This window comes from Pantoea sp. SGAir0175 (genome assembly GCF_043547855.1).
Genome location: NZ_CP028082.1, coordinates 434806 through 459755 on the forward strand (window position 1 = coordinate 434806; position 24950 = coordinate 459755).

22 protein-coding genes and 2 pseudogenes are annotated in these 24950 nt (G+C 54.6%); 16 read left to right on the forward strand and 8 right to left on the reverse strand.

Translation table 11 applies throughout. The annotated features are described in order from the left end of the window. Positions 1-263 precede the first annotated feature (263 nt). Together proP and C1N56_RS21270 are read left to right on the forward strand one after the other, a co-directional pair. Entirely contained in the window at positions 264-1697 is a 1434-nt protein-coding gene (gene proP, locus C1N56_RS21265; RefSeq protein WP_031280122.1) for a glycine betaine/L-proline transporter ProP, read from the forward strand. 136 nt (positions 1698-1833) lie between these two features. Beyond that, entirely contained in the window at positions 1834-3117 is a 1284-nt protein-coding gene (locus C1N56_RS21270) for an MFS transporter (RefSeq protein ID WP_394517517.1), read from the forward strand. 226 nt (positions 3118-3343) lie between these two features. Here the strand turns inward: C1N56_RS21270 and C1N56_RS21275 are convergent, their stop codons facing one another. Further along, on the reverse strand, positions 3344-3553 hold the full coding sequence (locus C1N56_RS21275) for a CsbD family protein (RefSeq protein WP_021509571.1): 210 nt from the start codon (positions 3551-3553) through the stop codon (positions 3344-3346). A gap of 328 nt (positions 3554-3881) precedes the next feature. Between C1N56_RS21275 and treZ the strand changes: the two genes are divergently transcribed. The 5 genes from treZ (at position 3882) to C1N56_RS21300 (ending at position 13673) form a co-directional block, all read left to right on the forward strand. After that, positions 3882-5666, forward strand: coding sequence for a malto-oligosyltrehalose trehalohydrolase (treZ, locus tag C1N56_RS21280; RefSeq protein ID WP_394517518.1), 1785 nt, complete (start codon positions 3882-3884; stop codon positions 5664-5666). Further along, positions 5663-8158 (forward strand): malto-oligosyltrehalose synthase, encoded by a 2496-nt coding sequence (treY, locus tag C1N56_RS21285; protein WP_394517519.1) that lies wholly within the window; start codon positions 5663-5665, stop codon positions 8156-8158. Before treZ ends, treY begins: the two co-directional genes overlap by 4 nt. A 59-nt stretch (positions 8159-8217) precedes the next feature. After that, complete coding sequence (glgX, locus tag C1N56_RS21290; protein WP_394517520.1) at positions 8218-10293, forward strand: glycogen debranching protein GlgX; 2076 nt, start codon at positions 8218-8220, stop codon at positions 10291-10293. Positions 10294-10644: 351 nt separating this feature from the next. Then, on the forward strand, positions 10645-12288 hold the full coding sequence (locus tag C1N56_RS21295; RefSeq protein ID WP_282955211.1) for a methyl-accepting chemotaxis protein: 1644 nt from the start codon (positions 10645-10647) through the stop codon (positions 12286-12288). Between the two features lie 188 nt (positions 12289-12476). Next, on the forward strand, positions 12477-13673 hold the full coding sequence (locus tag C1N56_RS21300; RefSeq protein WP_394517521.1) for an MFS transporter: 1197 nt from the start codon (positions 12477-12479) through the stop codon (positions 13671-13673). 3 nt (positions 13674-13676) lie between these two features. Here C1N56_RS21300 and C1N56_RS21305 read toward each other — a convergent pair whose 3' ends face one another. Both C1N56_RS21305 and C1N56_RS21310 read right to left on the reverse strand, forming a co-directional pair. Continuing rightward, positions 13677-14249: a pyridoxamine 5'-phosphate oxidase family protein gene (locus tag C1N56_RS21305; protein WP_394517522.1), complete on the reverse strand. Its 573-nt coding sequence runs from the start codon at positions 14247-14249 to the stop codon at positions 13677-13679. Positions 14250-14260: 11 nt separating this feature from the next. Further along, on the reverse strand, positions 14261-14989 hold the full coding sequence (locus C1N56_RS21310; RefSeq protein ID WP_394517523.1) for a YoaK family protein: 729 nt from the start codon (positions 14987-14989) through the stop codon (positions 14261-14263). Between the two features lie 188 nt (positions 14990-15177). Between C1N56_RS21310 and C1N56_RS21315 the strand changes: the two genes are divergently transcribed. The 5 genes from C1N56_RS21315 (at position 15178) to C1N56_RS21335 (ending at position 17080) form a co-directional block, all read left to right on the forward strand. Continuing rightward, entirely contained in the window at positions 15178-15795 is a 618-nt protein-coding gene (locus C1N56_RS21315; RefSeq protein WP_394517524.1) for a TetR/AcrR family transcriptional regulator, read from the forward strand. Positions 15796-15938: 143 nt separating this feature from the next. Then, positions 15939-16142, forward strand: a complete 204-nt coding sequence (locus tag C1N56_RS21320) for a hypothetical protein (protein ID WP_021508701.1) — start codon at positions 15939-15941, stop codon at positions 16140-16142. Between the two features lie 18 nt (positions 16143-16160). Continuing rightward, a complete protein-coding gene (locus C1N56_RS21325) occupies positions 16161-16415 on the forward strand; it encodes a biofilm development regulator YmgB/AriR family protein (protein ID WP_125310694.1) in 255 nt (84 codons plus the stop codon). A 187-nt stretch (positions 16416-16602) separates the two neighbouring features. Then, entirely contained in the window at positions 16603-16830 is a 228-nt protein-coding gene (locus C1N56_RS21330) for a YgdI/YgdR family lipoprotein (RefSeq protein WP_021508703.1), read from the forward strand. Positions 16831-16852: 22 nt separating this feature from the next. After that, positions 16853-17080: a YgdI/YgdR family lipoprotein gene (locus C1N56_RS21335; protein ID WP_021508704.1), complete on the forward strand. Its 228-nt coding sequence runs from the start codon at positions 16853-16855 to the stop codon at positions 17078-17080. Between the two features lie 111 nt (positions 17081-17191). Here the strand turns inward: C1N56_RS21335 and C1N56_RS21340 are convergent, their stop codons facing one another. Continuing rightward, positions 17192-18271 (reverse strand): zinc-binding dehydrogenase, encoded by a 1080-nt coding sequence (locus tag C1N56_RS21340; RefSeq protein ID WP_394517525.1) that lies wholly within the window; start codon positions 18269-18271, stop codon positions 17192-17194. Positions 18272-18382: 111 nt separating this feature from the next. Between C1N56_RS21340 and C1N56_RS21345 the strand changes: the two genes are divergently transcribed. Further along, a complete protein-coding gene (locus tag C1N56_RS21345; RefSeq protein ID WP_394517526.1) occupies positions 18383-19177 on the forward strand; it encodes a helix-turn-helix transcriptional regulator in 795 nt (264 codons plus the stop codon). Positions 19178-19223: 46 nt separating this feature from the next. Then, a pseudogene (locus C1N56_RS21350) lies at positions 19224-19454 on the forward strand (DNA polymerase III subunit theta); the annotation flags it as partial. Here C1N56_RS21350 and C1N56_RS21355 read toward each other — a convergent pair. After that, positions 19428-20330 carry a LysR family transcriptional regulator gene (locus C1N56_RS21355; RefSeq protein WP_058775118.1) on the reverse strand — a complete coding sequence of 301 codons (903 nt, stop codon included), beginning with the start codon at positions 20328-20330 and terminating at the stop codon, positions 19428-19430. The pseudogene C1N56_RS21350 and the gene C1N56_RS21355 overlap by 27 nt on opposite strands. A gap of 94 nt (positions 20331-20424) precedes the next feature. On the opposite strand from C1N56_RS21355, the gene C1N56_RS21360 reads away from it, so the two are divergent. Both C1N56_RS21360 and C1N56_RS21365 read left to right on the forward strand, forming a co-directional pair. After that, the gene (locus tag C1N56_RS21360) at positions 20425-21486 is read left to right on the forward strand and encodes a zinc-dependent alcohol dehydrogenase family protein (protein WP_394517527.1); all 1062 of its coding nucleotides are present in this window, start codon (positions 20425-20427) and stop codon (positions 21484-21486) included. A gap of 229 nt (positions 21487-21715) precedes the next feature. Further along, positions 21716-22183 (forward strand): GNAT family N-acetyltransferase, encoded by a 468-nt coding sequence (locus tag C1N56_RS21365; protein WP_104187156.1) that lies wholly within the window; start codon positions 21716-21718, stop codon positions 22181-22183. 151 nt (positions 22184-22334) lie between these two features. Here the strand turns inward: C1N56_RS21365 and C1N56_RS21370 are convergent, their stop codons facing one another. The 3 genes and pseudogenes from C1N56_RS21370 to C1N56_RS21380 all read right to left on the reverse strand — a co-directional run bounded on the left by C1N56_RS21370 (position 22335) and on the right by C1N56_RS21380 (position 24410). After that, entirely contained in the window at positions 22335-22868 is a 534-nt protein-coding gene (locus C1N56_RS21370; RefSeq protein WP_104187154.1) for a GNAT family N-acetyltransferase, read from the reverse strand. Between the two features lie 127 nt (positions 22869-22995). Beyond that, a pseudogene (locus tag C1N56_RS21375) lies at positions 22996-23166 on the reverse strand (integrase); the annotation flags it as partial. A 254-nt stretch (positions 23167-23420) separates the two neighbouring features. Further along, positions 23421-24410: a phospholipase effector Tle1 domain-containing protein gene (locus tag C1N56_RS21380; RefSeq protein ID WP_394517528.1), complete on the reverse strand. Its 990-nt coding sequence runs from the start codon at positions 24408-24410 to the stop codon at positions 23421-23423. Positions 24411-24950: the final 540 nt, after the last annotated feature.

The window sequence follows — 24950 nt, forward strand, 5'->3', positions numbered from 1 at the left end:
CATCGCCTCACCAAAGAATATCATGTGCAGAATGCTATCAGCCTTAAACATCAGCATAATGGGTTATTTCAGCCGCTGCGCCTTTTGACAGTCTCATACTCTAACGCTACGCTTAATTGCAAGGATATATGTCGCAAACTTGCGTAAAGATAAAATATTTCCTAAGGTGACCGCCTTTCAGCCTCTTATAGCTTTCATTTCCCTTTGTGAAGTGCCGGCTGCGAAAGCTATAAGATCGCTCCAATTTTACTCATGGGGAGTTTATGAGCACCGGAACGATGACCAATAAACCTGATTTGACCGTTGACGATATTACCGTCATTGACAACAAATTATTGAAACGCGCCGTCAGCGCCGCAGCGCTGGGTAATACCATGGAGTGGTTTGATTTCGGCGTTTATAGTTACCTTGCCGTGATTATCGGCCAGGTATTTTTCCCGGACGCCAGTAATACCGCGCAGCTTATTGCGTCGTTTGGTACTTTTGCGGCCGCGTTTTTAGTGCGCCCGATTGGCGGCATGGTATTTGGTCCACTCGGCGATCGCTTTGGCCGGCAGAAAGTGCTGGCCTTTACCATGATTATGATGTCGATTGGTACCTTCTGTATTGGCCTTATTCCCAGCTATGCCAGTATCGGTATTGCCGCGCCGATCCTGCTGTTGCTGGCGCGTCTGGTGCAGGGCTTTTCCACCGGCGGTGAATATGGCGGTGCCGCCACCTTTATTGCGGAATACTCCACCGACAAACGCCGCGGCTTTATGGGCAGCTTCCTGGAGTTTGGTACGCTGGCCGGTTATCTGCTGGGCGCCAGCCTGGTGACCGGTATGATTGCGCTGCTGCCGCATCAGGCGATGATGGACTGGGGCTGGCGCATACCGTTCTTCCTGGCCGCGCCGCTGGGGCTGTTTGGCCTGTATATCCGCCTGAAGCTGGAAGAGACACCCGCGTTTAAAGAGCATATGGATAAGCGTGAAGAGGCCGAACATAACAAGCCGCAGCTCACGCTGTGGCAAATGCTGCGCACGCAGAGTAAGCCGCTATTGAAGTGTATTGGTCTGGTGCTGCTGTTTAACGTGTCTAATTATATGCTGACCGCCTACATGCCAAGTTATTTAACCGGCATTCTGGGGCTGAGCGAAATATCCGGCCTGTTGCTGGTGATGGTGGTGATGTTTATCATGATGCCGCTGACCTTAATGTGGGGCCATTTTACCGACCGCATCGGCCGTAAACCGGTGATTGGTTTCGGCGCGCTGGGATTATTAGTGCTGGCGATCCCGGCGTTCATGCTGATTGGTTCTGGCAACATGCTATGGGTATTTGCCGGTCTGGCCGTGCTGGGCTTACTACATACCTGCTTTAGCGGCACCATGCCAGCGACATTACCGGCACTGTTTGTCACCGATATTCGTTACAGCGCGCTGGCTATCGGCTTTAATTTGTCAGTCTCGCTGTTCGGTGGCACCACACCGTTAATTACCGCATGGCTGGTCGACACTACGCACAATACCATGATGCCGGCGTATTACATGATGGGTGCCGGCGTGATTGGTTTGTTAACGGTATTGACGCTGAGTGAGACAGCACGTAAGCCACTGAAAGGTTCATCCCCTGCGGTGGCGACTAAAGCCGAGGCGCATAAACTGATTGATAAACTGCGTAAACAGCGCAGCCGTAAAAAACAGCAGCCAGCATAGTCTTCGCAGATATTCACATCAGGTGCGCTCAATGCGCACCTTTTTTTGTGCCCTGCGTCAGACTTATAGCTCAGATAATCTCCCCGGGCTGCGGTAGACTGCCCCTCTCTGACTGTTTTTTACTCATTAAGGGATAATGATGTCATCTGCCGTGGCTCCCGCCGTTAATCAAAAGCGCGTACTGATTGCCGGATCCGTCGGCAATTTTATCGAGTGGTATGAATTCGCCGTATACGGTTTCATGGCCACGCTGATCGCTAAACATTTCTTCCAGCTCGAAGGAGAAAGCGCCCTCACCAGCCTGATCCTCACCTATGCGGCCTTTGCGGTGGCGTTCTTTTTTCGCCCGTTAGGGGCGGTGCTGTTTGGCCGCCTGGGCGATCGCTATGGCCGTAAACCGGTGCTGATCGCGGTGCTGGTATTGATGACGCTGGCCACCGTCGCCATCGGTCTGGTCCCGGTTTATGCCAGCATTGGCGTGGCTGCGCCGCTGCTGATTACACTGCTACGCATTTTGCAGGGGCTGTTTGCTGGCGGAGAATACGGTGGCGCGGTCTCGCTGATGACCGAATCGGCGCCGCCTGGCAAGCGCGGATTTTATGGCGCGTGGCAGTCGCTGACGGTGGCGCTCGGACTGCTGGCGGGCGCGGGCGTGGTGGCAGTACTGCCGCTGCTGCTGGGAGACGCCGCCATGAACGCCTGGGGCTGGCGCATTCCCTTCCTGCTGGCGCTGCCGCTCGGCGCAGTGGCGCTGTGGCTGCGCAGCGGACTCGACGAATCACCGCAGTTCAGCCAGACACCGGCTGCACCACAACAGCAGGCATCGCTGGGTGTCACGCTGCGCGCTATCGGGCTGGGCATTGGCCGGTTAATGGTATGGTCGGCCGCCGGTTATACCTACCTGGTGATTATGCCTACCTATCTGCAGGCTGCGCTGCATACCGGCTTTAACCAGGCGCTGCTGATTGCGGTGATCTCTAACCTCGGCTTTGCCGCCACCATCCTGCCGGCCGGCATACTCAGCGATCGCTATGGCCGCCGCACATTAATGCTGCTGGCGACGTTTTTGCTGCTGGTGCTGGCTTTCCCGCTGCTGAAAGTGCTGCAGCATCCGGAGAGCGGTATGGCGATCAAAGCGCTGGTGGTGTTTATCGCCGGTGCGCTGGTGGGCATGCTGGCCGGACCGGGACCGGCGATGCTGGCCGAGATGTTCCAGACCCGCGTGCGTTATACCGGGCTGGGGCTGGCCTATTCGCTCTCCAACGCGCTGTTTTCCGGCTGCGCGGGTCTGATCATTACCGGCCTGATGAAGCAAACCGGCAACGCCGACATTCCCGCCTGGTATGTGATGGCCACCGCCGTAGTGAGTTTTGTCGCGCTGCTTTCGCTCAATAAGGACGATCACCGCAGACCCCTTTGAGAAAAAGCGTTTGTGCAGGTAAGCACCTATCATTGGTCGCCATCAATGGCGACCCTACAGGGGCCGAAAAATTTTTTTTACAGGAGTGATGAATACATAGGCATATATATGTCTAAAACAACATAGAAAATAAATCAAGACATGCCTGATATTTTATCCAGCTCAAAAACAGTGCCATTATAAATAACAAAACCCCGGCACATCAGTGTACCGGGGATAACCAACACTACCAGTTAAATTTATTACTATCTTCCCACTCTTTGACTTCTTTCTCTGCCTGATCTTTACCGTAGCCGTAGCGCTCCTGTATGCGGCCGACTAATTGATCGCGTTTCCCTTCGGCTACGTCTAAATCGTCATCTGTAAGCTGGCCCCATTTCTCTTTCACTTTTCCTTTGAACTGCTTCCAGTTTCCGCTGATACGATCTTCGTTCATCAGTGTTCTCCTCATTTAGGTGACAGTGCCGCCTGGCATTATTTCGCGCAGCGGTTAACTACGCAGAGATAAGCGTAGCCTATGACTGAGATTAAAAGGTGCTTAAGCGAACAAATCGGAAAATTTACGTAACGGTACTGTTTAAAGCGCAGCGGGAATTAAATCTGAAAATATAGGCTATGATTTTTCAGGGTACTCAGTGATTTATCTGCGTACCCGTTTGCTACCAGGGCATTTAGTCTTTTGTATTCAGAGAGTAAATGGTTTTAAGGAACGCGAATCGCTTGATGTCGTCCATTCCCCGTGCGGGGCTTAACGAGGCAATAGAATGGAATCCACAACGTTGGAAAAATCCTGGGGTGCTGAAATCCTTGCTGACGGCAGCGTGCGGTTTCGCCTTTGGGCACCCGGTCAGCAGCAAATTACCCTTCACGCCGATGGTCAGCAGCATGCCATGCAGCCGCAGCAGGATGGCTGGTTCAGCCTGACGCTGCGCGGGCCTGGTCACGGCAGCGCATATCACTACGAGCTGGCCGATGGCAGCACGGTGCCCGATCCGGCCGCGCGGGCACAACGCGCCGATGTCAACGGCCCTTCTCTGGTTATCGACCCTCACCATTACGACTGGCAACAGCGTGACTGGCAGGGACGGCCATGGCACGAAACGGTGGTCTACGAGCTGCACATCGGCACCTTTACCGCCGAAGGCACCTTCCGCGCGGCTATCGCAAAACTCCCTGCGCTGGCTGACCTCGGTGTCACCATGATCGAAGTGCTGCCGGTATCGCAGTTTGGCGGCGCGCGCGGCTGGGGCTATGACGGCGTTCTGCTGTATGCGCCGCACTCGGCTTATGGCTCACCGGATGATTTCAAGGCCTTTGTCGATGCCGCGCACGCGCTGGGACTGTCGGTGGTGCTGGATATTGTGCTCAACCACTTTGGTCCGGAAGGCAATTACCTGCCGCTGCTGGCACCGGCCTTTTTCCACGAAGAGCGCATGACGCCGTGGGGTGCCGGGATTGCGTACGATGTCGATGCCGCGCGGCGTTATATCGTCGAAGCGCCGCTCTACTGGCTGAAAGAGTTTAACCTCGACGGCCTGCGCTTCGATGCCATCGACCAGATTGAAGATACGTCCAGCCAGCATGTGCTGATCGAGATTGCCGAACGCATTCGCAGTGAAATCCACTCTCGCCCGATCCATCTCACCACCGAAGACAGCCGCAACGTGATCTTCCTGCATCCGCGCGATGCGGACGGTAACGCGCCACTGTTCAGCGGTGAATGGAACGACGATTTCCATAATGCCATTCACGTCTTTGCCACCGGTGAGACGCACGCGTATTACCAGGATTTCGCCGACGTACCGGAGAAATTAATCGCGCGCATTCTCACCGAGGGCTTTGCTTATCAGGGCGAGCTGTCGCCACAGAGTGGCCAGCGGCGCGGCGTACCCAGCGCAGGCCAGCCGCCGGTGGCGTTTGTCGATTTCATCCAGAACCACGATCAGGTGGGCAATCGCGCCCAGGGCGAACGCCTGATTAGCCTGGCCGGTGTCGATCGCACCAAAGTGCTGCTCGCCACCCTGCTACTGTCACCGCATATTCCGCTGCTGTTTATGGGCGAAGAGTACGGTGAAACCAACCCGTTCCTGTTCTTTACCGATTTCCACGGCGATCTGGCGAAAGCGGTGCGTGAAGGACGGGCGCGCGAATTTACCGGTCACGCCGGTCATGACGATACGGTACCGGATCCCAATGCTGAAGAGACCTTCACGCGTTCGAAACTGGACTGGAGCAAAGTGGAAAATCCCGCAGGCCAGGCGTGGCTGACGCTTACGCGCCAGCTGCTGGCGTTGCGCCAGCAGCACATCGTGCCGCTGCTGCCGGATGCCCGCAGGCATAACGGCCAGGTGCTGCGCACCGCACCAGGCTTTGTCGCCGTCAGCTGGCAGTTCCCGCAGGGCCAGCTGTCGCTGGCGCTGAATATTGGACAGCAGAGCCAGCCGCTGCCCGCTATGCCCGGCGAGACGCTCTTTGCGTGGCCACAGGAAAGCGGCGAGCTGCCGCAGCACTCCCTCATCGTGCGTCTGGCAAAAGGAGCAGCGCAATGAGCATTCCAACCGCGACTTACCGCATTCAGTTCCGCAACGGCATGACCTTTGACCGCGCAGCGCAGCTGGTGCCCTATCTGCAGCAGCTGGGAATCAGCCATCTTTATGCCTCGCCGATTTTTACCGCCACGCGCGACTCGACGCACGGCTATGACGTTACCGATGCCAATGAGATTGACCCGGCGATTGGCGGACGCGCCGGTTTTGACCGCCTCAGCGCGGCGCTGCAGCAGGCCGGGATTGGCCTGATCCTCGATATTGTGCCTAACCACATGGCGGCGTCGCTGGAAAATGCCTGGTGGCGCGATGTGATTGAACACGGGGAAGCCAGCCGCTACGCGCGCTACTTTGATATCGACTGGTCGCGCAGGCTGACGCTGCCGTTCCTCGGCGATGATTTTGACCGCGTGCTGGCCAATGATGAACTCAGCATCAAGGCCGATCCGCACAGCGGCAATCCGGCGCTGGTCTATTACGACAGTTATTATCCGCTGACGCCGGCCAGCTGGCAGCAGCGTAAAGAGGACGTGCTGGCGCTGCGCGATCGCGCGGCCATCGCGGAACTACATGCGCAACAGCCGTGGCAGCTAATGAACTGGCGTGAGGCGCGCAGCGCGCTCTCCTACCGCCGCTTCTTTGAAATTACCGGGCTGGTCGGCGTGCGTGTCGAAGATGAAGAGGTGTTCGCGGCTTCGCATCGCCTGATTCTTGAACTGGTACACAGCGGTGTGGTGAGCGGGCTGCGCGTCGATCACGTTGACGGGCTGGCCGATCCGCTCGGCTATCTGCAACAGCTGCGTCAGGCCGCGGGCGACGCGTGTTATATCACGGTGGAGAAGATTCTCGCTGACGGTGAGCAACTGCCCGCCGACTGGCCGGTGTCCGGCACCACCGGTTACGAGTTTATCGCCGCGCTGTCGCATGCGCTGATTGATGATAATCAGATCGATATGCTGCATCTGGCCTATGAAGCGGTATCCGCCGAACGTAACGACGTGGCGGCTGGCCTGCGTGCGGCACGTGAACTGATGGTTGATCGCAACTTTGCCGGGGAATTCAGCCGCCTGCTGGCGCTGGCTACCGAGGCAGCCGATCTGGTGCATCGTAACTTCAGCGAGGCTGAGCTGCACGTGGCGCTGCGCGAACTGCTGATCGCCTTCCCGGTGTATCGCACCTACGGCCGGAAAGCCGGTATGCCGCTGGAAGGCGAAGCGTTGCTATTACAGGTGCTGGAGCAGGTTAAACACAGCGCCTCGCCTGCGGCGCTGAGCTTTTTGCAGGCATTACTGCTGGGGGCGATCACTGAACAGGGCGAGCAGGATGCGGCGGAATTCCGCGCCCGCTTCCAGCAGCTGACCGGCCCGCTGATGGCGAAATCGGTCGAAGACACGCTGTTTTTCCGCAATCACGTAGCGCTGGCGATCAACGAAGTGGGTGCCGAACCACTGCCACACGCGTTTTCGCTCGAACGCTTCCACAGCGAAATGCAAACCCGACTGCAGCATCAGCCGGATGGGCTGTCCGGCACCTCCACGCACGACACCAAGCGCGGCGAAGATGCGCGCGCGCGGCTGTATACCCTGAGCGAAGCGCCGGCGCTGTGGGCGGAAAACGTCACGCGCTGGCGGCAGATGAATCAACCACACGTAGTCGCGCTGGTGGACGGCCCGGCGCCCGAACCGCCGGTCGAGTGGATGCTGTATCAGGCGCTGGCCGGCGTCTGGCCCACCACGCTGCAGCCGGAGGACACGGCGGCACTGGACGCGCTGCGCGATCGCTTTTTGCCGTTTGTGGAAAAAGCCCTGCGCGAAGCGAAGTTACGCACCGACTGGGCGGACAGCAACGAAGCTTATGAAAATGCCGTGCTGGAGTATGCCCGCCAGCTGCTGTCACCCACCAATCCGGCGTTCCTGCAGGACTTCAGCCACGCACTACAGCCGTTTATCCGTGCCGGACTGGTTAACAGCCTGAGCCAGACGGTGATCAAACTGACCGCGCCGGGCGTGCCGGATATCTATCAGGGCTGCGAAGCGCTGGATTTCAGCCTTGTCGATCCAGATAACCGACGCGAGCCGGATTTTGCTCAGCTGACAGCGCAGCTGGATGTCCACGCCGCGCCGGATTTCGCCAGCCAGCAGGACTGGCTGAGCGGCCGGCTGAAGCAGCAGATGGTTGCGCGCCTGCTGCATCTGCGCCGCGACCATGCGCAGCTGTTCCGCTTCGGTGATTATCAACCGCTCAGTGCATCGGGCGAACATGCGGAAAAAGTGATCGCCTTTGCCCGTCAGGACAGCGACTACGCGCTGCTGGTGATTACGCCACGACTGATTTTCAATGGTGCACAGTGGAGTCATACCCGACTGGCACTGCCGGAATCGCTGGCGCATCGCCACTATCGCAATGTGCTGACCGGCGAGACCGTAGTGATTAATGACGATGTTACGCTGGACAATGTGAGCTATAGCGCGCCGCTGGTGCTGATTAGCCAGTAGCGTCCCCGATAAACCTTTTGTTTTACATGACTATCTATTCACTGGATGGAGAGGATTGAATGTCTAACGGTAAACCTTTAGAAATCACCGCTGGATCGGGGCACCAGCTCGGCGCCAACTTTGATGGGGACGGCGTCAATTTTGCGCTGTTTTCAGCACACGCGGAACGGGTCGAACTCTGTCTGTACGATGAGAGCGGTCAGCATGAAATTGCCCGCTTCGATCTGCCGGAATATACCCACGAAATCTGGCACGGCTACGTGCCCGGGCTGAAACCCGGCGCGCTGTATGGCTATCGCGTTCACGGACCCTTCGATCCGGAAAACGGTCACCGTTTTAACCCAAGTAAATTACTGATTGATCCCTACGCCCGCGAGCTGCAGGGCAACATCGACTGGAATGAAGCGCACTTCGCTTACGATTTATTGCACGAAGATAAAGATCTGACGCTGGATACCCGTGACAGCGCGCCGTTTACCCCCAAGTGTCGGGTAATTGATACCAATGAGTTTGACTGGCAGGACCATAACCGCCCCAGCATTCCGTGGTCCAACACGGTGATTTATGAAACCCACGTCAAAGGTTTCACCCAGCTTAATCCGGCCATTCCGGCAGAGATGCGCGGCACCTATGACGGCATGAGCCACAAATCTACCGTCGATTACATCAAAAGCCTTGGCGTGACCTCAGTGGAATTGCTGCCGGTGCACTGGTTCCCGGACGATCAGCATCTGCTGGATCGCGGACTGAAAAACTTCTGGGGCTATAACTCGCTGGCCTTTTTCGCGCCTGCCAGCCGCTATTTTGGCCCGCGCGGTATTCAGGGCTTTCGCGACATGGTGCGCGCTTTCCACGATGCCGGCATCGAAGTGATTCTCGACGTGGTGTATAACCACACCGCGGAAGGCAACGAACTGGGGCCGACGCTGTCGTTCAAAGGGATTGATAACTTCTCCTACTACCGCACGCTGCCGGATCAGCACCGTTATTACATCAACGATACCGGCACTGGCAACACGGTGAATACCTCCCATCCGCGCGTGCTGCAGCTGGTGACGGATTCGCTGCGCTACTGGGCAGAATCGATGCATATCGACGGTTTTCGCTTCGACCTCGGCACTATTCTCGGCCGAGAGCCGGAAGGGTTCGATCAGCGCGGCGGCTTCTTTGATGCCATGACGCAGGATCCGGTGTTGTCAAAGCTGAAGCTGATCGGCGAACCCTGGGACATCGGGCCTGGTGGCTATCAGGTCGGTGGCTTCCCGCCCGGCTGGGCTGAGTGGAACGACAAATATCGCGACACGGTGCGTGAGTACTGGAAAGGCGACAACGTCTCAACCGACTTTGCCGCGCGCCTGCTTGGTTCCGGCGATCTGTACGATCAACGCGGCCGCCGCCCGTGGGCCAGCGTCAATTTTATCACCGCGCACGATGGCTTTACGCTGAACGATCTGGTCTCGTACAACGACAAGCACAACGATGCCAACGGGGAAGATAACAACGACGGCCATAACGATAACCGTTCTTACAACTACGGTGCCGAGGGCCCCACCGACGACGAAGGCATTAACGCAGTGCGCGAGCGGCAGAAACGTAATTTCCTCGCCACGCTGTTTTTCTCGCACGGCACCCCGATGCTGCTGGCGGGCGATGAGTTTGGCCGCAGCCAGATGGGCAACAATAACGGCTATTGTCAGGACAGCGAGATTTCCTGGCTGCACTGGGAAGATCTGCCGGCTTCCGCTGATGCGTTACGCGATTTCACCCGTCAAATCATTGCGCTGCGCACGCAGCAGCCGCTGCTGCGACGTGAAAGCTGGCGCGACGGCATGGAGATTAAATGGTTTAACGCCGGCGGCGGTTTCCAGCAGGCGGAACAGTGGGATGAGGGCTCGACGCTCGGCGTGTACATCGGGCGTCCGGACCTGCAAACCGAAGAGGGTATCTGGCACGATGTGCTGATGCTGTTCAATCCGTTTGAAGGCAATGTGCCGTTCCGCATCCCGCAGTTTGGTGAAGGCGGCTGGGTGCTGGAGCTGACCACCTCCGACAGCGCCAGTAAGGGATTGGTGATTACCAAAGAGAAGGATTTTGAGCTGGAGGGCCGCAGCCTGGCGCTGTTCCGCCGGCCGTGAGTTGTGCGCGGGGTGCCGGTTTCCAGGTGCGCATGAATGCGCACCCTACGGAAACAACGGGACATGCACTCCCGGTATCCAGGTGCGCATGAATGCGTACCCTGCGGAAATAACGGGACATGCACTCCAGGTTTCCAGGTGCGCATGAATGCGCACCCTGCGGAAACAACGGGACATGCACCGTAGGGTCGCCGTTCACGGCGACCGGCTCCACTGTTAACCCGCCAGACTCTTCTGCTACCCGGCACTAAAATTTCATTAACTAAAAACCACAATCTGCCGATGTTCTTTAATCTGCCCTTGTACCCGCCGCGTCAGGCGTCGGGGTGCGTTTAGATTAAGGATAATAAGATGAACATCTCCCAACGATTGTTACTGACCTTTACCATGCTGTTTGGCGCCATCATTCTGCAAGCCGTGCTCGCCATCTCACTGCTGTCCGGCTTTCAGGAGCGCTTTGAGTACGTGCAGACTAACGCCATTCCGTCGATTAAAGACCTCAATACGCTGATTGACCGCAGCAATCAGCTGGCGCTGACGCTTTACAAACATCAGACTCAGCTGCAGGACAGCAATATGCCTGCGGTTGAAGCGGACATTGATAAACAGATCGGCGGCCTGAAATCGCTCACCGATTACTACCTGACTCACAACCTCTCCAGTGACGAAGATAAGCGCCTGACCGAGCTGGCCTTTGCCAATATTCAGCGCGTGAGCGAGCGGCTGCCGGCGTTTCTCACTGCCTCGCGCGCGCATCAGAACGCCATCAGCCTTGATCTGATCGAGGGGCAGAACGGCATTGGTGCCGCCATTCGCCAGCTGGTCACCAATTACCAGCAGCAGCTGATGCTGAATATTTCTATCGGCGATGAGTTACGCGCCACCAACCTCAGCACCTTCCATGAAGTGCTGTGGACCACCATTACCGGCGTGATAGCCACAGTGATTATTTTTGGCCTGTTCGCCCTGTTCACCGTGCTGCGCATTCGTCGCAGTCTGTCCGATGTCGGCAAAGTCATGATGCGCGCCAGTGAAAATCTCGACCTGACGCTCAGCGCCGACGAAAGCCGTCGCGATGAGGTGGGCACCATGGCGCACTCTTTCAATCAGCTGATGCGCAGCGTGGCCGGTTCGCTGAGTGCCGTGCGCAGCGCGTCGCATTCGGTAAGCAGCGCATCGGTGCAAATCGCCGCCGGCAATGAAGATCTCTCTGCGCGTACCGAACAGCAAGCCGCCTCGCTGGAGCAGACCGCGGCCAGCATGACTGAACTGAGTGAAACCGTACGTCAGACCGCCGATAACACGCGTCAGGCCAGCCAGCTGGCGGCTAACGCCAGTTCGCTGTCGGAAAAAAGTGGTACCTCGCTCAGCACCATGCTCTCGACCATGGATGACATTCGTGGCAGCTCGCGCAAGGTCACGGACATTGTTTCGATGATCGAAGGCATCGCTTTCCAGACCAATATTCTGGCGCTCAACGCCGCAGTCGAAGCCGCACGCGCCGGTGAGCACGGCAAGGGCTTTGCGGTGGTGGCCGGCGAAGTACGCAGCCTGTCTCAGCGCTCCACTTCCGCCGCACGCGAAATTAAGGGACTGATTGAAGAGTCGCATCGACTGACTGAAGCCGGGGCCGCCCAGGCCAGCGACGTCAGCAGCAATATGCAGGTGATGAATGACGCTATCCATCAGGTCAGCGAACTGATGAGCGAAATCGCCGCGGCCGCGGTTGAGCAGAGTCAGGGCATCAGCCAGGTGCAGCAGGCGGTGAATCAGATGGATGATGTGACGCAGCAGAACGCCGCGCTGGTGGAACAGGCCTCAGCCGCGTCGCAATCGCTGCAGGAGCAGGCCGAAACCCTCAACCAGCTGGTCGCCAGATTCGTGCTGGCGGAATCCGGCGCAACGCCGGCGATCAGGCCTGCGGCAGTCAGCCACAAAGCGCCACAGCCTGCGCGCCTGGCAGTGGCCAGCGATGCCGACTGGCAGAGTTTCTAATTCCCTCCTCCTCCGCGTCGCCGCGCGGAGGGGCTTTCTCCCACTGACGAATTCTCCCCGGCGCGCTGACGCGAGCGACATTGCCTCAACGAGCGTCAGCAAAACTGCTATTCTGTGAACCATACTAATGGTAATCAGCAACGAAAGCGTTTCACCTCCGCATGCCCGCCGCTCCCTAAAGGAATCTTATGCACCCTCAGCAACAGACACGCGGTAAATGGGCCATCTTTGGCCTGATGTTTATTCCTGGCTTTACCTGGGCTTCCTGGGTTAGCCGCACCCCCTTTATGCGCGATGTGCTGCACGCCTCGACGGAAATGATGGGCCTGATTCTGTTTGGCTTCTCCTGTGGCTCCATGCTGGGCGTGCTGCTGGCCGGTAAGCTGGTCGCGCACTTTGGCACCAGCCGGGTGATGCGCTCGGGTTACCTGATCCTGCTCGGTGGCCTGGTGCTGATGACCGTCGCGTTAACGCTCGCCAGTAGCGGGCTGGTGTTTACCAGTCTGGTGTTGCTGGGCGGCGGAACCGCGCTGATGGATGTGGTGGTTAATGTCGAAGGGGCAGCGTTTGAGCGGCGCATCGGCAAGTCAATCATGACAATCATTCACGGCTTCTTCAGTTTCGGCACGCTGATCGGCGCACTGGCGGGGCTGGCCATGACCGCAGCCGATATCAGCACCCACTGGCACTTTAGCGTGGTGCTGCTGGTTAACCTGCTGATTGCCGCCCTGGCGCTGCGCCATCTGCCCGCCACCAGCGACAGCGAACGCAGCGAACAGCCGCATCATGGCGGCTTTCTGGCCCAGGTTGGACGTGAACTGCGTGACCGCCAGCTGCTGGTGCTCGGCGTGGTGATTCTGGCGATGGCGCTGGCGGAAGGCTCAGCTAACGACTGGCTGCCGTTACTGATGATCGACGGCCATAACCTCACTCATACCCAAAGCACGCTGGTCTACGCGGGCTTCACCGCCGGCATGACGCTGGGGCGCTTTCTCGGTGGGCTGGTGGTTGATCGTCTGGGCCGTGTCTGGGTACTGCGCGCCAGCGCATTCTCCGCCGCGCTGGGGCTGACGCTGGTGATTTTCTCCGATAACCCATGGCTGGCGGCGGCGGCCGTGCTGTTCTGGGGCGTCGGCGCGTCGCTCGGCTTCCCGCTAACGGTCTCGGCGGCGGGCGATGGCCATAACAGCGCGGTGCGCGTCACGATTGCCGCCACGCTGGGCTATCTGGCGTTTCTGGTCGGCCCGCCCGGACTGGGCTTTATCGGCGAACATGCCGGATTGCGCATGGCGATGCTGCCGGTACTGATCATGGTGCTGCTGGCGCTGGTGTGCGCCGGTGCGGCTGGCCGCCCGCGTCAGGCAAAAACACCGGCGGAACAATAAATCTCAGGGCACGCGCCAGCTGCCCTGCCAGCCATCCGCAGTGGCCTCAAATCGCGCGCGTTGATGGGGCTCGCGGCTGACATCCTGCCACTCCACGCTGAGCAAGGTGATCTGCACCAGCGCAAAGTGCTCGTCTGGCCCGGTGCCCGCCTTTTGCGCGCTGGCAGGCAGTGCGTCATCAGGATGAGCAATCACGCTGCCCGGCCTGACCGGTGACAGAAACAACGCGTGCGAATGTGGGCGCAATGCATGCCAGGCTGCGGCACGCTGTTGTGCATCGTCAACGCGCTGAGCCGTGCCTGCCAGCCTGAGCTGAACGCGACTGGCGGCATCATAAGCCAGTAACGCCACCTGCGGCTGGGCTGCAATATCCTGCATTTTGGCGCTGCGCCGATCGGCGGTAAAACGCAGGGCCGGCAGCGCGGGCAAAAACTGCCGTATCACCACGGTGCGCAGGCTGGGCTGACCGTCGGCACTCACCGTTGCCAGCTGCATCAGGGTGAAAGCTGAACGCGATGTGGTGGCAGTGCTAAGCAACTGCCAGATAACTTGCAGGCGGTCGTCGAGCGAGATCATGATTCCCTTCCTTAGCGGGCGTGAAGCGGGTTGCTGCCCGCACGTTTCAGCGCCGACAGCGCCAGCGCGCTGAGCAGTAACCCAATGACGATCAGCAGCGCGTAGCTTAGCCACTGCAGCAGCAGAATGCCCAGCACGCCGCCAGCGAGAAATGCCAGCACGGTGTAGCAATGCAGTTTTAGCCGCTCAATGTACAGCGGCGCGTCTTTCGGTGACTCTTTGCGACGCAGCACGTCGAACAGCATCGCCAGCTCAATGCCGATATCGGTTGACGTGCCGGAAACGTGCGTCGTGCGCACGCGGGCATTGGAGATGCGCGTTACCACGGCATTTTGCAGGCCCATGAGAAAGCTCAGGCTGAGAATCAGTAATACGCCGCCCTGGCTGAAATGAAAGCCGCTTTCGACAATCCCCAGCACCAGCAACGCAATGCCCTCCAGCAGAATATTGATGGCGTAGATGCCGCGTATCTGCCGCCTGCGGCCGGAATTAATGATCAGCGTGGAAACCGACGAACCGGCGATGAATAACAGCACAATCAGCAGGAAGAACAACCCGATATGCAGATTGGCTTTCGCCAGATGATCGGACAGGGATGAGACGTTACCGGTCATGTTGGCGGAGAAGAAACCAACCGTTTCGAACGCCGCAGTGTTCAGTGCGCCCGCCACGGCGGCCAGCGTCGCCGCCAGGCGGATGTCGGTGTTGAAAGTGCGCGTATCCTCAGTGGAGATCAGCATGAAAAGGTCCCGGCCCGGCAAAAGGTTTATCATCCTCCGGCGGTCAAAAATTCTCAACTAGCAGGGCTGAACATTAACGCGGCTCGCTGTCGATCAGCGCACGCCGGGCCAGCCGTTTGGGCAGGATTTGACCCTGTCACCGATAAGCCGGATAATTTGGAAACGATTCATTCTAAATAGCACGCATTATGACCAGTAAACCCAGTCCGGCGCCGGCTGCCAGAGAGCGCGGCAGACCGCGCAACTTTGATATCGACGAAGCGCTCGACAGCGCTATGATCGTGTTCCGCCAGAAGGGTTTTCATGCGGCCTCGATTGCCGATTTAGGTGAAGCGATGAACCTGACGGCGGGCAGTATTTATAAAGCGTTTCAGGATAAACGTTCCCTGTTTCTGCGGGTGTTTGAGCGCTACATCCTGCTGCGCAATGTGGACCTGCGCACCCGTTTGCAACAGTACCCGACCGGCCGGGCGCGCATTGCTGAGCTGTTGCAGTTTTATCTCGACTCAGCCAGCGAGATCGAGGGCAGACGCGGCTGCCTGGTGGTTGGCAGTACCGTGGAACTGCAAACGCTGGATGAAGAGTTATCCCAGTTGGTGCGTGAAGCGGTATTACGCAACCGCAACTTCCTGACTTCGCTGGTTGAGCAGGGGCAAGAGGACGGATCGATTTCGCCACGACTGGATGCCGACACCGCCGCCGGACTGCTGCTTTGCGTGGCATTTGGTATGCGTGTGGTAGGCAAAATTCAGGATGTGACTAATGGCAAAGAAACCATTAATATGGTGCTCAGCATTCTGGACTGATTCGTCTGGCCTATTAGGAAATAGGCGTTTCCTAATTAATATTCGCCGCGATAACTTTTTAAACCCTGGAATCGCGCGCTTAATAATATTTATCAGTCAGTAACATATTACTTAGATTTATGTTTATTTGTTCCGGGGGTTGAGTGAAGCACGATGAATTAGAAGATGCCGATGAGATCTATCTTTTATTGGGCAAAGTCGTCACACAGATTGTACAACCGGGTGAAACCTTATCTGTTCAGCAAATAATTGGCGCGCTGTATCGCACGGGCTTGCGCTCGGAGAATCCGGCCATCCAGCAGGCCTGCGATAATGCGATCAGGCTGCTGGCCAAAAAGCTGAATTAACGCACTGCTATCAGGGTAATGATGATGCGATACGATCCTTTTCATAATAATTCTGAAGATGCATTACCATGGACTGGTGGATCGCTGCAGGCAAAGCAGCATGAGTTACTTGGCACGCTGGTGCAGGAAATTTTGTGTAGCGGCAAGTTGCTGAACCGAAAAACCCTGTTTGTCGCGCTAATAGCACGTCTCGACCAGTGCGACGATGTGATATTGAAAACGCATTACGAGGCTATTTTTTCTCTGCTGCTTGGTCGCCTGGCCGCTGAGTAATATCGCAACGCTATCCTGCCTTCCCAATATACGCGGCGAAACACATTAGCCGCGCCTGGTAATTTCCTCCTCATCAATTGCACGCTAAACCGCATTAATTGTGCAAAGAAAGCGGGTCAGGTCAGACCAGAATCCGGATTTTGTTCTACGCTTATAGCTGGACTTCAGACCAATCAGGGAAATTACTATGAAAAAACTGACTGTAGCGGCTGTGTTATTGACATCGATTTTTGCCATCGCCGGCTGTTCATCGAATCAGGCGATTAAAACCACCGACGGACGTACTATCGTCACCGATGGTAAGCCACAGGTGGATAGTGATACTGGCCTGGTCTCTTATAAAGATGCGCAAACCGGTAAAACAGAACAGATTAACCGTGACCAGATCACCAATATGAGTGAACTGAACAACTGATCTACTCGATAGGGAGAGCGACATGAAAAAAGTGATTTTGTTACCACTGGCAGCCATTGTGGCACTGAGCGCCCTGACCGGCTGTACCCGTACCAGCTACGCCATTCATACCAATGATGGCCGTACCATTGTCAGCGATGGTAAACCGCAGGAAGCGGAAAGCGGACTGCTGGGCTACGTTGATGCCAATGGTGTCAAACAGCAGATCAACAAAGCGGATGTCAAAGAGGTCTCTGAGATTCCGCATTAATCGGTTCTTATCAAGCCCGCGCAGCGGGCTTTTTTGTGCCAGAATTTTGTGATTGAACCCATACGCAGGGCCGTCGTAGGAGAGCAATCCGGCCCAACGCGGCGCCTTTGGTCAGGGACGCACGACGGTGAGTTTAAACGGCCCGCTGTTTTTCGCAGCATGCGCGACTGAATCATTCACTCTCTCAAGCGGAAACTCGGTTACGTCATAGTGGCTCAGATCAAGCAGTCCCGCGCGTATAAGGCCGCAGAGCGTAGGGACTGCCGAAGGTTCATACATCCACTGCCCTTTTACGGTAATGAGGTTACGCATTATCCAGGGATAAGGTAGCGAAAGATCGTCCCCACCCAGCATGCCAACACCGCCCATAAGGACTGCACGACCATAAGGTCTGACTGACATAATCGCATTCCGGGCGACAGAGGCCTGCGCAGACGGCGGAAGGAAATCAAGGACCGCATCAATGGGTCCCCCGGCCATGTGCTTCATGGCAGCAATATCGATCTCTGCTGTGCCTGTGAGCTTTACTGTTTCCACACGCGATCCAAAACGTTTTTTCAAATCGTTCAGCACCCGTTCACTACGGCCCGGTGCGATGACTTTATGGGCTCCCATGGCCAGGGCAGCAAGCACAGCAGAGCTGCCGAAATTACCGGTTGCACCACTGACCAGCAGGCGCTCTCCCGCTTTCAAATCCATAGATAACAATCCGCCATAGGCTATAAGCAGCGTATTGATGGCACACCACCGCCCCGCTTCTGCAGGCGATATGTCGCCAATGGGCACTGCGTTTTCAGTCGGAATGCGTATTTGTTCAGCAAGACTGCCATTCAGGTGATATTGCTGGATTTTTTGTCCTCCTTCACCACGGGCACTCCATCCCTGAAGGACAATTTCTGGCGACAGCGCGTTGTCACGGGAACGCACCGTCGGATCGCAAAATACCCAGTCTCCTGGTTTCAGCCAGGCTGCGTCAGGGCCGGTCTGGCAAACCTTTCCGATGGCACCACAGCCCGGGATGACCGGCACAGGTAAAAGATATTTTCTTTCCCCACTCAGTACTTCATTCGTGTAGGAGAGAACGGGCGCCGCAACCACATCGACAATGACTTCCCCGGTTCCCATCACCGGTGCAGGCACATTCTTAACGTCTAGCGGGTGGCCAAAGGCAGTAAGCACAGCAGCTTTCATGGTCATATTCTCCTGAGGGCATAGAACAATATGAAACCATCATAGGGCCACCCAAAACGGCGTAAAATACACTAGTTTTATACAGGTATAATTTACTACCAGGTTCAAAAAATGGTTAAGAATACTGAGCTCAGTCAGTTTTTACGTTCACGACGTGCCAGGGTGAAGCCTGAGCGCCCCTCCTCTGCCGTGCCAGAAAGACGGCGAACGCCCGGGTTAAGGCGTGAGGAAGTTGCGGCGATGCTGGGAATAAGTACGGAATGGTATACCAAAATCGAACAGGGACGGGTCAGCACGCTTTCCGAACGGATAGTTAACGCCCTGGGTAAAGCTCTGCAGCTGAACGAGGCAGAATTACTGCACCTGAGAACACTGACAGGCCGGAAAAAAAGTGCAGATATCGAACAGGAAGTCCCGGCTAGCTTATCGCATCTGGTCAGGGCGCTGAATGAGCCTGCCTACATCACCAATGCCAGATGGGATGTATTGGTGTGGAATTCTGCAGCAGAACAGGTCATCACGGACTTCAGCCTGTTGGCTGCAAATGAGCGAAATATCATGGTTTTCATGTTCACTACAGAGGAGGCCAGATACCTTTTTGGCGACACCTGGCCTGCAGAGGCACAGAGAATGCTTGGCCTGTTTCATTCCAGTTATTCACGAAATGCAGACAATGAGACCTTCACTGCGCTGGTAGAACGCTTAAGCCGTGAATGCCCGGAGTTTGATACATGGTGGAGTGAGCATGTGATAACGGCGCCGGTTTCCGGAGAGAAAAAACTCACAGGGAAGGACGGGATAACGCGGACATTCTGCTATTCAACGTTTACGTCAAATGACTCCCCTGCACTCAAGCTGGCAATTTATGTCCCGCTGTTATCTGCATCGGGCAGCAAGGTTATATGACATCATGATTCCGCCGGAGCAGTGTTAACGGGGTTTAGCTGAGTCTGCCGTAGCCTATAAAGAGCGATCTAACCTGCCGGTGTTCCATGACGAAGTGGAGCGGCATCAGCGTGAAGAAATACGTTATTACCTCCAGGAGCGCCGACATTATTACGGGGTATGTCGACTGCTGGACTGCACAAGCTGTACATACCTAACCCATCTGCTATTCAGTACAGGTGACAGGCTGTTTCATATTGCGTCCCGCAGGCTACCAGCGGGGTGTAGAAAACCATGAAGTCAGCCAGTCTGTTAATGCACTGATTTTTGCCGACTGCAACTGGCTTGAAGGTTTCATTAACCAGACACCATCCTCGCCTGTTGCCTGCCAGTCCGACAGCACTGGCACCAGTGAACCCTCAGCCAGTTCTTTCTGTACCAGCCAGTTGGCCGCGAGTAATATCCCCATACCCGATTGAGCGGCCAGTATAAGCCCATCCATTTCGTCACTCTCGTAACGCGTCTTAACTGGTACCGCTATCTGTTGACCGTCTTTCTCGAGTCGCCATTCGGGCCAGCTGTGCATGGGCGTGAAACCCAGGCAATCATGCTTACGAAGGTCCTGAGGGTGTGTTACAGGAGAATGGCGCTCCAGGTAATCCGGCGCGACACATAAAATGCGACTTGTATTTGCCAGCTTTCGGGCAATTAATCTGCTGTCCTTCAGAACACCAATACGGATTGCCATATCAAAATTATCACCCAGTAAATCTACGTAGCGATCGCTGCAGTGCAGCACAATACGGATGTCGGGATAGGCTTTTAAAAAGAATGGTAAGGCCTGTACGACCCACTTTCGTCCGAATGAGGCTGGAACGGTAAGGCGAATCGTCCCGGCCGGACGCGCTGCCAAATCACGGGCTTCCTCTTCCGCTTCCCGCAGCAGTTCATCTGCCAATTCAATTTTTTGCCGATAGCGTAAGCCCTCTTCTGTGGGACGTATGCGGCGGGTGGTGCGTTCCAGCAGGCGAATTCCCAGACGTTTTTCTAATGCAGCTACACGCCGGGAAACGACAGAGACATCTCTTCCCAAATCGCGCGCACCAGCACTAAAGCTGCCAGCGCGCACTACCGCAAGAAAAGCTTCCCGCTGACGATAATCGTCATCATGCATTATTGCACCTCATGCAACAGTTATTTGTTTTTCAGGCTCATTATAGCGTCAGTTCTGCCTCAAAATGATCGTATTAACTGAACCGGGGGACACCATGAAAGCTATCCACTTATCCACTGCAGGCATAGACGGCTTAAAAATATGTGATATTTCACGACCACAACCAGGGTATGGCGAAGTGCTGATTCGTCAGCATGCTGTGAGTCTGAATTACCTTGATTTGGCGCTGGCCACTGGTAAATTCGGCGCTGTTTCGCAGCCGGTTATTCCTGGTGCAGACAGCGCGGGGGAAATTTTCGGCGCTGTTTCGCAGCCGGTTATTCCTGGTGCAGACAGCGCGGGGGAAATTGTTGAGTCTGGAGAAGGAGTTGAAGGCTGGCAAATTGGCGAACGTGTGGTACCGGGTATGATGTCTCACTGGCATGCTGGAGCAATACGATCCGAACATCATCAAACATTACGCGGAGTTACAACCAACGGTGGGCTGGCAGAATACGCTGTAGTGCCTGCTAAGTCACTGGTGCGTATACCCGACTTTCTCAACTGGCAGCAGGCAGCGACGTTACCCATTGCCGCAACGACCGCATGGAACGCTATAGTGCGCGGTAAAATACAGCCCGGCAGCACAGTTTTACTGCTTGGCACGGGAGGGGTGAGTCTGTTTGCATTGCAATATGCGAAGGCAGCAGGTGCACGGGTGATCATCATTTCCTCTTCTGATGAAAAACTGGACAGAGTGAAAGCCCTGGGTGCGGATGATGGAATTAACTATCACGAGGTGCCCGAATGGGATCAACGGGTGCTTAAGCTGACTGAGGGGCATGGCGCTGATCTCGTACTGGAATCAGTGGGTGGCTCAACATTTGCGAAATCGATTAACGCAGCAGCTCATAACGGAACCATTTTCGTTATTGGCTTTGTTGGTGGTGCTGAAGTCAGCATGCCTGTTCTGCCCGTAATGCAAAAGAAGTTGAATATTGTGGGTAACAATACGGGTTCGACTTCAGATTTGCGCGCGGCGGTCAGGGCGATTGAAACCTCCACGATTTATCCCGTAATTGATCGTATTTTCACTTTTGCCGATACACGGAAAGCTTATCGCTACCTTGAGGCTGCCGGACATATCGGGAAAGTGGTTATTAGTCTGGATGCATAACGCTGAATCAGCCGGGGAGTTCATCATGGGGCCTGATACCGGCTGATTACTCCTGTCCAGTAATGATGGACACTATTTTCCAGGAAAGGAAGCCCGCTGCGCAAAAGCGCTGAATGAAACGCTGGCATAAGAGTGCAGGATTCATTTTTTTCCTGAGAAGTATTGATAGTCCGATTTTCCATCAGGTGATAAGGTCAGGTTTCCCGGGAATTCTTAAACAGGATTGAGCGTGACTATTTCAGAGAACTATGAGTGGCATAAAGATAACTACCTGATAAGTACAGACAGAAAAAAACTGGATGTGCAGGCTATCCATCTCTATCTCACGAGATCAACCTGGGCTAAAGGGATTGATCTGGCTCTTGTCCGTGCATCCGTTGAAAACAGCCTTAATTTCGGTGTTTATCACGATGACGCCCAGATTGGTTTCGCGCGCTTAATAACAGATTACGCTACGTTTGCTTACCTTTGTGATGTTTATATCCTGGAGGAATATCAGGGAGAAGGGTTGGGTAGATGGGTGATGCAATGCATACATGATCATCCGGTTTTTGAGCGGCTTCGCAGGATCATGTTGTTTACAACCACAGCGCCCTGGCTCTATGAAAAGTTTGGCTACGAGCCTGTTAATCGGGAAAACTATGCATGGAGTATCACACGTCCTGATATTTACACTCATGCAAAAAAGACTGGCTGACCTGCGCTCCTGTTTGTCTCCAGTCTGGCGTATACACTCCAGATCTGCAATCTCCGCTTCTGGCACTGAGCGGACGAGTTTATTGAGCTAAGGGCCGCTGTGAGCGAGTAGCTGACTTTGATAATTGATGTATATCTCAGGTAAAGCATGCTTAATGACTGAATTCGTCTTTTAACAATCCAAAAACCCAGTCATCCTGCCAGCGATCCTGAAGAAAATAGTTTTGCCTTAATGTGCCCTCATGTTGAAATCCTACCTTAAGCAATGTCCTGCGTGAGGCTTCATTACCCGAGGTAACTGTCGCTGTTAGCTTGTGATATCCATGTGTGTTAAATGCAAAACGAGCAATATCTTTTAGAGACTCGCTGCCAAAACCTTTGCCATGAAATTCCGAAGCAAGTATGAATCCTACTTCCGCAATGCCCTCACTACGCTCAATAAAGCCAGTTACTCCAATGGGTAAATGTGTATTCTTTTGACTGATAACGAGACACAGCCAGTGTTCACTGCCTTTTTGCCACGGTTGCAAGCGCTTCTCAAAGGAGTGGGTTCTGATCTCCTCTTCCGTTCGTGAATCGCTAATGAAATTCATAACATGGCGGTCCTGATTTAATGCCAGATAAAATGGCCAGTCAGTGTGGCTGAGACAGCGATAATTAAGTCCGGCAGAGGGAACATAATGCATTGGCATTCTCCATATTTTTCTTTAAGTTCCGTTAGATTTGAAGATTTCATGAGCCGGATTTCAACAACCTTACCAACGTTCGTAACGTCCACTTTTGGCACAGGAATGCTGTTGCAGCCCTCACAAATTAAACTTCAATAGACTCAGCTATCTCCAGAGCATCATCCACTTCAATACCGAGATAACGGACTGTGCTTTCCAGTTTCTTATGACCCAAAAGAAGTTGGATCACCCGGAGATTCTTAGTTTTCTTGCAGAACAGGGAAGTTTTTACTCTTCTCATTGAATGTATATTGTAAAAATAAGTGCATCTGGCTGAGTTAGTTGATGCAGAATCCTCTCCGCTAACAGCGTTATGCCACGATTCAAGTCAGTCACCCTCTAGAGGCCAGTCAGCAGCGCTGTTCAGACGCTTTTTGATATAATCGATGGTCACTGGATTGCCTCCCTGTAGGATAGCTCTTGGCTTGTACCAACCCATTTTCATCCATTCAAATACCGAAGGATGGAATGTTTGTCGTTCAGTGATTTTACGCACTGTCATCCCCCCTTTTAGGGAAGCAAGAACAATTTTAAGGCCACTGTAAAATTCTGAATAGGAGTCACGCATTTCATGTGCTGGCTCAGCAGCCTCGGCAGGGTATTCTGGAGCTTTTTCCAGGCGCCCTGGAAACCCTGAGGCTTCGGCAAGCTCACGGAGCATCCATATATAGGAGATATTTGACAGCCCCGCACCTGATATCCTCCACCAATATTACTGTGGACCCCACAGAACCAGACTTCCTTAACAATCTGTTCGTACTCATTTAAGTTGTTCCAGTACATCGGCGAAAAATGTGGGCGAACTTCATCGAGGGCGAGGGCATGTCGAACATGTTTTATTCCTTTAGGCGAAATCTGGTGAAATTTGTTAAATGTGTCCTGAAATACCAATGAACCTACTGTATCCCAAAGTCCCAGAAACTCGATCTCCACCGAGTCATTCCCAGTTAAAGATGACGACAGTCCACCGCTGTAGGGAAGGTTATTGCGGTATGATGCCCACAATGCCGGCAATTCCTTCTCGGGAATAATCCTTCTAGCCAATGGCATTCCCAAATGACGTATAAAACTGGCTAGGCTCCTCGCGGAAAAAGCCCCGCGGCTGAACCCAAAGAGATAAATTTTGTCACCAGACGTATAACGTTCTGCTAAAAACCGGTATGCATCGAGAATCCGTGCGTTTGTCCCAGAGCCCGTTGCACCCTCATACTTCATTTTTTCTTGATCACCCTGAGACCCCACTCCATTTATATATAAAGCTTCTCCCAAATATTCATCACCAATTTTCAGAGAAGAAATCAGTCCATAATATTTATATTCCTCACTATCAATAAGGTCAGTTGGTTTGTATTTTTCTTTATTTCCGGTTAGAGCGCACCATATTTTTAGCACGTTACTTTCGACACTACTGAGCGGGGATTTATTTCTGACAATGTACTCTATATCGGTTTGCCCTGGGCTATTTCCCGTACCATCGAGACATACAAATAAATGGCGCATATCACAACCTCGCAATTTGAAAGGTGGGAATGGTAGTACAGATAACTAATTTTAATCCATATTAAGCGAATTAGCCATAGTCATGGCTGTCTTATGTAACAGAGAGCATTTTAGATTATAGAAAACTGGGAGAGTGTTTGATCTGATCCCTGCCAATTAATGCATTGCAGACTTAACATCGACTGCTTTTGGCACAGAACGGAGATTCAGCATGCATTTTTACAAAGTACCAACATCCCAATGGTCAGTATGTGAAAGCATGTAACTCTTCACTCGTCCCGTGTTATAAGCCCCATACTCCACACCTGTTTTTTGAGAATACCTGCTTAGCCCAGTGCTGACGCGCATATGAGCATGCCCGCACTTTCTGGGCATATACAGGGAAAGGTAGGGTATGGCACGATTTATACGGCTGTAAGCGGCTACGCCGGGCGTACGGCGCCATCCAACTTCACACCTGAACGCTCTGCATGCCCAAAAAAATGAGGTAAAAAATTGTTCATATTGAGGAAACCTATTTTTTTCAAGATGCTCAATCAG